The organism is Granulicatella sp. WM01, assembly GCF_004570605.1.
In the GTDB taxonomy this organism is placed as follows: Bacteria; Bacillota; Bacilli; order Lactobacillales; family Aerococcaceae; genus WM01.
Genome location: NZ_SPPB01000013.1, coordinates 22,646 through 33,255, shown reverse-complemented (window position 1 = coordinate 33,255; position 10,610 = coordinate 22,646). Strand labels below are relative to the sequence as shown.

Below are 10,610 nucleotides of genomic sequence, written 5' to 3'. Positions count from 1 at the left end.
TGAAATAGTATAGCCCTCGTTTAATAATATTTCAATTTGACTTCTTTCTTTATCACTTAAGTGTTTATAGTGTCGTTTTGTGGTATAATGTACTTCAGACATGAAAATCTTCCTATCTATTTGGTTTGGCAACTTTAGTATAGCTGATTTTCATGTTTTTTTGTTTATTTTTATTTGTTGCACTTCATTTTACAACACGGGGAAATTTTATGTATTATGATCAGATAATATATTCACTAAGAACGACATGATACTCACACATTTAAGTGTCATATCATGTCGTTTTAATATTCTATCTTACGTTTTTGTATGTCTAAAAATAGAGTTCAATAATCAGTATTGCCTAAATCTTTAATATTGGCAATTATCTTTAATGTATTCATCAACAATGACGTTTAAATCTCTTTTCCAAATATCTAATAATTGAACTTGCTCTGATTTTAAATAAACTATGTCAAAAATAAATAGTTGGAAAATCTTGACTTTTATCATATTTATCAAATAATTTTTTGATAATAACGCTCACTGCAGCAATATCGTCATCAAAAATTTATATCTTTTTTCATTAAAAAATGCCCATCATAAAAATATAATACTCCAAAATAATACTGTACAATCACTAGAGCATAACTTAATACTATCATTAACCAAATGATATGCCTTATTTTTACACATATCTTCCTCACATCTTTTCCTGCGTATTTAGTTTTGCTATTTCTTATATAGTCACATAATATATCGTATGGATTTTTTATTGTTTATATCAATAGTTGTATAGCACACTATTTCTATCTTATTTCACACTTACCCAAAAATCTATTTTATATTTTTTAAATTTTTATAGACAACTAAGTAGACACTCTCTGATACTGGATTGTTCTTAAATTTACATATTTTTTACAAAAAATCTAAATAAAAACTGTTTTGCATATTCAAAAAATATAGTACAATAGTGGTGTAAAAAAATAAAGAGAGGGAATGTTTATGAACAAAAAAACATATCTTGCATCATTTGTATCAACAGTATTATTATCGCCAATGATTTTGGCTAATCATGCATTTGCTGAAACAAATGCACCTAATGCTCCAGCTAGTGCTGAAATAACTCCAAATGAAACAATCGCAAATAGTACTCCTACTACTGAAGAAACATCTTCTACAGTAAATGATGCCCCAACACCATCAAATACTGAAAACCCTAATTCAGTAGGGAATTCTAGTGCTTCTAAGGAAAAAGACATTGTCATTTTACACACGAATGACATGCATGGACGCTTAGAAGAAGACAAACGTGGCAAAGTTATTGGCGTAGCAAAATTAGACGCTATCGTCAAAGAAGAACGTGCTAAAGACACGCAAACAACTCTATTAGTAGATGCTGGAGATGCTTTGCAAGGTTTACCAATTTCCAACAGCTCTAAAGGGGAAGATATGGCTAAAATTTTAAATGAAATCGGTTATGATGCTGTTGCAGTCGGAAACCATGAATTTGATTTTGGCTTTGATCAAGCAGTGAAATACAAAGAAATATTCACATTCCCATTATTAAGTGCTAATACTTATGTTAACGGTGTTCGTTTATTTGATGCGTCAACTATCATTGACAAAGATAAAAATGTTATTGGAGATGAAGTTGTCGTTATTGGTGTAACAACACCTGAAACATATACAAAAACACACCCTAAAAACATTAAAAATGTTGAATTTAGAGATCCTATTACTGAAGTCAAAAATGTCATTACTGAAGTAGAATCTCGTGCTAAAGCAGAAGGCAAAGAATACAATACTTATGTAATTATTGGACACTTAGGTATAGACGACACAACTAAAAAAGAATGGCAAGGAAGTACTTTAGCAGATGAATTATCTAAATTTAAACTTTTAGAAAATAAAAAAGTTGTTATGATTGATGGCCACTCTCATACTGCTCACTCTACTACTTATGGGAAAAACGTTGTATACAATCAAACCGGTAATTATTTAAACAATATCGGTAAAGTGACATTAGGTGGCAATGGAACAATGACACCTACTTTAATCAGCTATAAAGATGCTGAAAAAATTACACCAAGCTCTAATATTGCCGAAAAAGTGGCTGAAATTAAAGAAAAATTCAAACAGGAAAATGCTACAATAATTGTAGAAAACAATACTGTAGAACTAAATGGTAATCGTATGAACGTTCGTGTTCGTGAAACAAACCTAGGTAATGTAGTAGCTGATGCTCTATATGATTACGGTCAAACTGGATTTAAAAATAAATCAGATTTAGCCGTGACAAATGGTGGTGGATTACGTGACACTATAAAAAAAGATGCTCCTATTACTAGAGGAGATATTATTGCCGTACTTCCTTTTGGAAACACAATTTCTCAAATTGAAGTAAAAGGTGCTCAAATTTTAGATATGTTTAAACACAGTTTATCTGCTGTTTTACAAAAAGATAAAGAAGGCAATAAAGTTTTAGATGAACGTGGATTACCATTACTTGAAGCAAATGGCTCTTTCTTACATGTATCTGGCGTAAAAGTATACCACGATACAACACTTGATCCTGAAAAACGTGTATTACGTGTTGATATTTTTGATCGTGAAACTGGACAATATGTTCCTTTAGATCTTGAAAAAACATATTATCTTACAACAAATGATTTCCTAGCCGCTGGTGGAGATGGCTATACGATGTTAGGTGGTGCTCGTGAAGAAGGACCATCAATGGATACAGTTTTTGCTGACTTCTTAAAACACACTAATCTTGCACCATACGGTGATGTTAATCCAAACCAACGTATCATTTCATTGACACAGGCTGACTTTGAGGCGATGACAAAACAAGAAGAACCAAAAATAACACCTGTACAAGATGATGACAATAAATCAGATTCTGACAAAAATAAAAACCCTGAACAAGACAACAACAAAGACAATGACGGGCAATCTGATTCTGACAAAAATAAAAATCCTAAACAAGACGACAACAAATCAGATTCAGACAAAAATAAAAATCCTAAGAATGACGATACAGATTCTAATTCAACAAAACCAGAAAAAAACAATACAAAAACATTACCATACACTGGAACAACTGAGCAATCCTTAAGCATTTTAGGTGCTATCAGCTTAGCTTTAGGCGCATGGGTAATCAAATATAAAAAAGCATTACGCAAAAAATAATCATCTATGAAACACTATTAGAAAAAACACTCATGTCATTAGACGAATTCTAATCACACGAGTGTTTTTTATCTGTCAAAATTATACTCTTGCATGTAAAGATTACAGCTGTAACACTTTTAAATTGATTTGAGAATAAACATATAGTCCGACTCGTTTCCATTAAAATATACGTAAAATTGTTTTCTCCTATTAAAAAAATCATTAAGCTATGTACCTTGATACTATTTTTTAAATATGTTTATTGTCTATTTAGGAATCCCTAGATTTTTTGCCAAGATTTACAAATATCTGATTTATCTTTCATTATTTGAAAAAATACTCTACTCTATATAAAAATCGTGTTGGGAATTTCCAACACGATTTTATTTCATATTCAATATGTCATGCACCATGACAAGATATAAGCATTAAATCATATCTTATACAATAGTATAAAACTGCTTTCTATTACTGATTAAATAGATATGAATGAAACTATTTACCAGTTTTATTATTTATATGAGATAATAGATATATATTTCATATCTCTATTAAAATTGAATATCTAGTTGGAGTGCACTTTCTACAACTCGTAATAATGAACTATCTTCTAATAGTGCACTCACTTTGTTTAACTCATCATAAATTTCAATATCTTTATCATGTTCGATAAATCCAACATGTTTTCTGACATGATTATAAGCAAGTTGTGTACCAACGCCTAAACCTGTTGTTTCACCTTTCAAATCTAAGGCTTGGCAAGCTGCCATAATTTCAGTTGCTACAATGCGACGAGAATTTTTCAAAATTTCACTAGCTTTGCGTGCTGCCGTTGTTCCCATGCTGACAAAATCTTCTTGGTTTTCACAAGATGGAATTGAATCCACACTAGCTGGATGAGATAAAATTTTATTTTCAGAAGCTAATGAAGCACATGCATATTGTGTAATCATAAAACCTGAATTTAATCCCGGATATTTTACTAAGAATGATGGTAACCCACTTAATTGCTTGTTTACTAAACGCTCAACACGGCGTTCCGACACATTACCAATTTCAGAAATAGCAATACCTAAGAAATCAAATGGTTGTGCCATAGGCTCACCATGAAAATTACCACCTGAAATAACATGTCCTGCTGGTGTAACAATAGGATTATCTGTCACAGAGTTAATTTCAATTTCTACTTTTTGTTTTACGTAAGCAATACTATCTTTACTTGCTCCATGAATTTGTGGAATACAACGTAATGTGTAAGGATCTTGTACACGTTGTGGTGTTGCAACTGTGGTATATTGACTGCCTTCAATTAATGTACGAATATTACGTGCTGTTGCTAATTGACCACTTTGCGGACGGATAATATGTAATTCTTCCTCAAACGGACTGGAAATACCGTGATGTACTTCTAATGATAATGCTCCAGCTATATCAGATAATTTTAATAATTCAATTGCATCATACGTTGCCAAAGCACCAATACCTGTTAATACAGTTGTTCCATTAATTAAAGCTAAACCTTCTTTAGCATCTAGTTTGATTACTGGAACCCCCGCTTTTTCCATAGCTTCTTTACCAGATAATAATTCTCCATTGAAGTAAGCTTTTCCTAGACCTAACATTGGCAACACCATGTGTGCTAATGGTGCTAAATCTCCTGAGGCACCTAGTGATCCTTTTTCTGGAATATGAGGGGTAACTTTCTTATTCAACATGTCTAATAACGTTTGAATAGTTGATAAGCGAATACCGGAATATCCTTTTAATAATGAATTAATACGAATTAACATAATCGCACGTACCGCATCTTCTTTTAAAGGATCACCAAATCCTGTTGAATGTGTACGAATTAGATTTTCTTGCAACTGTTCTGTATCATCTTGAGAAATACTTACATTACATAAAGAACCAAATCCTGTATTAATACCATAAACAACACGTTTTTCACGCACAATATCATCAACGATTTTACGTGACAATTCTACATCATTAATAGCATCTTGTGAAATTTCACATTCAACAAACTCACGTGATACACGAATAACATCTTCTAATGTCAATGATTTCCCATCTAAAATAACTTTATTCATTCTTCTTTCTCCTATTCTTTTATTTGCTTGTTCCTTTAAAAGTTGATGCTTTTATCTTGTGAATGATAAAGTATACAGCACAAGATACCATTAATCCAACAAGACCATAAACAACATTCATTACACTCTCCGCTACAATCATGACCAAACTAACCCCAATTGCTAAAAGTGGAATAACAGGTCCAAAAGGTACTCGGAAAGTCACTTTAGCCTCTGGGTTCTGTTTACGTAATGCCATAACAGCTAAAGCTGTTGGAATATATTGGAAGAAACGGAACACAACACTCAATGCTGCTAAAGTTTCAAATGACCCTGTCAATAATAATATAATTGCAATACTACTAGAAATAAACACAGCTAAAGTTGGAACACCATTTTTATTTTTTTCTGCTATTTTTCTAGGTAATAATCCATCTTCGGCAATTGCTGCACCAAAACGAGGTACCATAATAGATTCGCCCATATTTAATCCTGCAATAGAAATTAAAGCACCTATAGATACTAACAATGCACCAACTGGTCCAATCATTGCTGCAAAAGCATCTTGTACGGGTGCTTTTGAAGTCATGATATTTCCACCCAACATGGCGATAGTTCCAGCAATAATCAACATATATAAAATAGATACAATACTAATAGACCCTAAAATAGCACGTGGAACATTCTTTTCAGCATTACGCATTTCCCCTGCTACGATTGGCAATGTTTCAAAACCAATAAATCCATAGAAAATATAAACTGCTGTGGAAGCTGCTGCACCTAGGAAATCTTTACCTGATTCTAATTGAACGAATGGTGTAAAATTCTTTAATCCTCCACCTATGAAGAAAATAGCACATACAGAAAATCCAATAATAGGAATAAGTTTTGCAATAGTTGCTGTAATTGTTAATGTTTTAGACGTTTTTAATCCTGCCAAATTCATAACTGTCAACAAAACAATCAATGTTACACTAATTGGTAAATTATATCCTTCAAATGCTGGGAATGTTTGAATAAAAATTTTAGCAAATCCAGCCGCCATAGCCGCCCATGCTGTCATAGTAACAATCCAACCTAAAAATCCAACATTAAATCCAACAAATTCTCCAAATGCTTTTTTAGAGTATTGATATGCTCCACCATTTTTATTAAAATATCCAGCTACTTCAGCAAAACATACTGCCAACATAATAGTTAATAAAGCTGTCCCTAGCATAACCAATAGTGAAGCAGGACCTAAGCCTTTATATATTCTTTGTGGTAACAAGAAAATACCTGAACCAATAACGGCGTTAATACCATACAAGGTTGCACCACTTAAACTAAACTTTGCTTTTTCGTTCTGATTAATTTCATTTGACATAAGGTTTTCCCCTTTCTATTTTCAGCAACATTACGATTTGTATACTTCCACAACAATACAACATGAATCGCTTGTATGTTCTATTTTCCAAGTGTTATTAGTATCTGCTACAAATTGTACACTATCATGTTGATTAATCTGTATGATATCACGACTATTTATATCATAATATTGCCCATTTTTTACTGCATAGATAATGTAATGTCTATTCTGTATAAATTGTATATAATCTCCTGAATTATATACAGTCATTTTCCCATGAAAATTGGGTGTATAGATAAGATTAAAATCAATACATTTCCCAACACTTTTTGTTTCAATAGCTCCACTAAAATAGTACGGAGTAAAAGGCTGGAGTATCACATGTTTTTGCCCATGATACAAGTCTATTTGATTAGTCAGCGACATAATTATTCGCTGATAACCGGCTAATTTAGTAAAAACAGTTTCATTGAGTTCTATAGTCGCCGACGATACACGATAATCAAATCCTCCAACTTGATAGTGTCCATCAGCTGGAGAAAGACAAATTTCCGTTGTCTTTCCCCCAGACCAATGTGTAACTTTATAATTTTCTTTTGATAAATACTGAATATCCTGTTTCATTAGAACAACCCAGAAATATTACCATGTTCATCAACATCAATTCGTTCAGCAGCAGGAGATTTCGGTAAACCTGGCATCGTCATAATATCTCCTGTTAAAGCAACAATAAATCCTGCACCTGCTGAAACTTTCAAACTTTTAATCGTAATCGTAAAGTCTTTTGGTGCTCCAATTTTTGTTGGATCATCTGAAAATGAATATTGTGTTTTTGCCATACAAATTGGATAATCTCCAAATCCTAATTTCTCAAGTTCAGCAATTTCACGTTTCGCCTTAGCTGTCAATTCCACACCTGTTCCACCGTATACTTTTTGTACAATTTTAGTTAATTTTTCAACGATAGAATCTTGTGCATCATATACAAATTGGAAATGATTTGGTTGTTCTGTCAATTCAACAACTTTACGTGCTAATTCTTCACCACCTGCACCACCATTTGCCCAAACATCTGATAACACAACGTCAACGCCTTTTTCTTTACACGCTTGATAAACAGCGTCTAATTCTGCTTGTGTATCCAGTGGGAACTTGTTAATGGCTACGACAACCGGTAATCCATAAACATCTTTAATATTAGATAAATGTTTTTCTAAATTAGGTAATCCTTTAATTACTGCTTCAACATTTTCACTAGATAATTCTGCTTTTGGCACACCACCATGCATTTTCAATGCTCTAATTGTTGCTACCAATACTGCAGCATCTGGTTTTAAGTTTGCCAAACGGCATTTAATATCAATGAATTTTTCTGCACCTAAATCTGCACCAAACCCTGCTTCTGTTACTGTATAATCTGCATATTTCAACGCTAATTTTGTAGCCAATACACTGTTACAGCCATGTGCAATATTTGCAAATGGTCCGCCATGTACAAAGGCTGGAGTATGTTCCAATGTTTGCACGATATTAGGATGAATAGCATCTTTTAATAACGCACTTAAAGCACCTTCTGCTTTCAAATCATGTGCTGTAATCGGAGTGCCTTCAAATGAATACGCCACAATAATTTTACCCAATTTTTCTTTTAAATCAGATATATTGTTTGCTAAGCATAAAATCGCCATAATTTCTGAAGCAACTGTAATATCATATCCATCTTCTCTTGGCACACCATTTACTTTCCCTTGTAATCCATTAACAATATGACGAAGTTGGCGATCATTCATATCGACAACACGCTTCCACGTAATGCGACGAGTATCAATACCTAAGGCATTCCCATGATGAATGTGATTATCAAGTAGTGCCGCTAATAAATTATTTGCTGCACCAATAGCATGAAAATCTCCAGTAAAATGTAAATTAATGTCTTCCATTGGCACAACTTGAGCGTATCCACCGCCTGCAGCTCCACCTTTTACACCAAAAACTGGCCCTAAAGATGGTTCACGTAACGCAATAGCTGCATTTTTTCCAATATGTTTTAATGCATCAGCTAACCCAACAGACGTTGTTGTTTTCCCCTCTCCTGCTGGAGTTGGTGTAATAGCTGTCACTAAAATCAATTTTCCATCAGGACGATGAGATAACTCGTCTAGTACATTTGTATCAATCTTGGCTTTATATTTTCCGTATAATGATAAATGTTCACTGTCTATGCCAATTGTTTCAGCAACTTTTTCAATGGGGAACATAGCAACTTGATTGGCAATTTCAATATCTGTTAAATGACTCATAGCTGGTCTCCTTTTAAACACTTTCTTCAATGATTTGATAGATATGATCGGCTAATGCTGATCCTTCTTCCAATAATTCTTTACCTTTATTTTTGTATTCTTGTACAAATTGCTCATCTTTAATACCAGATAAATTAATTAATACATTTAACCATGCACCTTGAAGTGCTGATTTTAAGTTTACTGCACCTACACCTAAATCACTTGCAGCATTAGTATTAGATTTCCCAACAGCACCCTTTGTCACACACAATGCTTTTACCAACAATTCCATGACTTCGTAAGGTACTAATGTTGCTCGTTTTAATGCCTCTTGTAAAGCCGCACTACGTTCTGCCTTTTGTTCATCAGTATCTTTTGGCATAGCAAAAACTGCAGACACTCCATTAAATGCTTCTGTATCTTTATCAATAGATGTCAGCAATGCTGTTTGTAATGTGCTTGCCTGATCACGTATAGTTAACATTTCTTCTTCAAATTCAGCATATTTCTTTTTACCAATTGTTAACTCAGTAACCATTTTAACTAAAGAAATTCCCATTGAACCAGATAACGCACTTGCAGATCCTCCTCCAGGTGCTGGAGCATCAGAACCTAATGTTTCCATAAATTGTGTTACTGTTAAATCAACTAATTTTGTCATGAACTTCCTCCACTATTATAGGTTTTATCGTTAGTTTAATGCTATTAATTTAATAAATGGTTTTCTAAAATTTGTTTATTGTAATCAAAGTCCTCAATTTGTAAATAATATTCAGCACAATCAATTAAAGCTTTAGCTGGTGCCAAACCAATTAATTCAGTTCCAATAACATTTACACCATAGCGTTTTGCTTCAAAACGAATAGTTTCCAATGCTCTATATAATGGTGTTCCTTCAAAATTTACCATATTCATAGACACTTGTGCAATGTTACGATCTTCTAACATCACACCAATACCTTTACAATATTTGAAACCACCACTAGAACCACGTACAATTTTAGCAATTTTATTTGCGATACTTAAATCACTTGTATCTAAATTGACATTGAATGCAACTAAAGGCATACGTGCTCCAACAGCTGTAACACCTGCTGTGGGGTGAATTTTTCTTTCTCCAAAATCAGGAGCCCATTCTTCTTGCAATAATTTTTCTGGCATGCCTTCAAATTGACCTTTTCTTACTTTAGCCAAATTCACTCTTTCAGGACTTGTTGCAGAATCTTCATATAAGAAAATTGGGATATTTAACTCATCATTAATTCTTTTTGCCACTTTTTTAGAAATTTCAACACATTCTTGTGCTGTAATATCTTTAACTGGAACAAATGGCACCACATCTGTTGCACCCATACGTGGATGTTCTCCTGTATGTTTTGTTAAATCAATATGTTCACTTGCATATTTTACTAATTGGAAAGCAACTTCTTGAATATTTTCTTCATCACCAACTAATGTGAACACACTACGATTATGGCTAGTATCTGATGAATAGTCTAGCAACGTTACACCTGGAACACTTTTTGCTACACTAACTAGCCCATCAATGACTTCTTGATTTCTCCCTTCACTAAAATTAGGAATACATTCTACCAATTTTGCCATACACTTAAACTCCTTTTTAAATATTTTTCCTACGTCTACATTACCACCACTTGAAAACGTTGTCAACACTTTAAAACGCCATATTTTTTTATGTTTTTTATCAATTTTACACGATTTTCACCTGTCATTTTTCTGGCATTCTGTCAGCAT

At 33.1% G+C, this 10,610-nt stretch carries 8 protein-coding genes; 1 reads left to right on the top strand and 7 read right to left on the bottom strand.

Annotated features, from left to right (window positions below):
• Window positions 1–351 precede the first annotated feature (351 nt).
• On the bottom strand, window positions 352–492 hold the full coding sequence (locus E4T68_RS09240) for a hypothetical protein (RefSeq protein WP_167753791.1): 141 nt from the start codon (window positions 490–492) through the stop codon (window positions 352–354).
• A 492-nt stretch (window positions 493–984) separates the two neighbouring features.
• Here E4T68_RS09240 and E4T68_RS03250 point away from each other — a divergent pair, with 492 nt between their 5' ends.
• Window positions 985–3,174: a 5'-nucleotidase C-terminal domain-containing protein gene (locus E4T68_RS03250; RefSeq protein WP_135124080.1), complete on the top strand. Its 2,190-nt coding sequence runs from the start codon at window positions 985–987 to the stop codon at window positions 3,172–3,174.
• A gap of 533 nt (window positions 3,175–3,707) precedes the next feature.
• On the opposite strand, the gene hutH is transcribed toward E4T68_RS03250, so the two are convergent.
• From hutH to ftcD, 6 genes are read right to left on the bottom strand one after another with little or no spacing between them, the layout of a single operon-like run.
• Window positions 3,708–5,246: a histidine ammonia-lyase gene (hutH, locus tag E4T68_RS03245; protein ID WP_135124078.1), complete on the bottom strand. Its 1,539-nt coding sequence runs from the start codon at window positions 5,244–5,246 to the stop codon at window positions 3,708–3,710.
• A gap of 19 nt (window positions 5,247–5,265) precedes the next feature.
• Window positions 5,266–6,591 (bottom strand): APC family permease, encoded by a 1,326-nt coding sequence (locus tag E4T68_RS03240; RefSeq protein WP_135124076.1) that lies wholly within the window; start codon window positions 6,589–6,591, stop codon window positions 5,266–5,268.
• Between the two features lie 30 nt (window positions 6,592–6,621).
• The gene (locus tag E4T68_RS03235; protein ID WP_135124074.1) at window positions 6,622–7,197 is read right to left on the bottom strand and encodes a HutD family protein; all 576 of its coding nucleotides are present in this window, start codon (window positions 7,195–7,197) and stop codon (window positions 6,622–6,624) included.
• On the bottom strand, window positions 7,197–8,873 hold the full coding sequence (locus E4T68_RS03230) for a formate--tetrahydrofolate ligase (protein ID WP_135124073.1): 1,677 nt from the start codon (window positions 8,871–8,873) through the stop codon (window positions 7,197–7,199). The genes E4T68_RS03235 and E4T68_RS03230 overlap by 1 nt, the downstream gene beginning before the upstream one ends.
• 13 nt (window positions 8,874–8,886) lie before the next feature.
• Window positions 8,887–9,516: a cyclodeaminase/cyclohydrolase family protein gene (locus E4T68_RS03225; protein WP_135124071.1), complete on the bottom strand. Its 630-nt coding sequence runs from the start codon at window positions 9,514–9,516 to the stop codon at window positions 8,887–8,889.
• A 44-nt stretch (window positions 9,517–9,560) separates the two neighbouring features.
• Entirely contained in the window at window positions 9,561–10,460 is a 900-nt protein-coding gene (ftcD, locus tag E4T68_RS03220) for a glutamate formimidoyltransferase (RefSeq protein WP_135124069.1), read from the bottom strand.
• Window positions 10,461–10,610 lie beyond the last annotated feature (150 nt).

What these genes read in the sequence shown, in the direction of transcription:
- E4T68_RS09240 (WP_167753791.1), bottom strand. Translation starts at nt 492, where the DNA reads ATGATAAAAGTCAAGATTTTCCAACTATTTATTTTTGACATAGTTTAT.
- E4T68_RS03250 (WP_135124080.1), top strand. Translation starts at nt 985, where the DNA reads ATGAACAAAAAAACATATCTTGCATCATTTGTATCAACAGTATTATTA.
- hutH (WP_135124078.1), bottom strand. Translation starts at nt 5,246, where the DNA reads ATGAATAAAGTTATTTTAGATGGGAAATCATTGACATTAGAAGATGTT.
- E4T68_RS03240 (WP_135124076.1), bottom strand. Translation starts at nt 6,591, where the DNA reads ATGTCAAATGAAATTAATCAGAACGAAAAAGCAAAGTTTAGTTTAAGT.
- E4T68_RS03235 (WP_135124074.1), bottom strand. Translation starts at nt 7,197, where the DNA reads ATGAAACAGGATATTCAGTATTTATCAAAAGAAAATTATAAAGTTACA.
- E4T68_RS03230 (WP_135124073.1), bottom strand. Translation starts at nt 8,873, where the DNA reads ATGAGTCATTTAACAGATATTGAAATTGCCAATCAAGTTGCTATGTTC.
- E4T68_RS03225 (WP_135124071.1), bottom strand. Translation starts at nt 9,516, where the DNA reads ATGACAAAATTAGTTGATTTAACAGTAACACAATTTATGGAAACATTA.
- ftcD (WP_135124069.1), bottom strand. Translation starts at nt 10,460, where the DNA reads ATGGCAAAATTGGTAGAATGTATTCCTAATTTTAGTGAAGGGAGAAAT.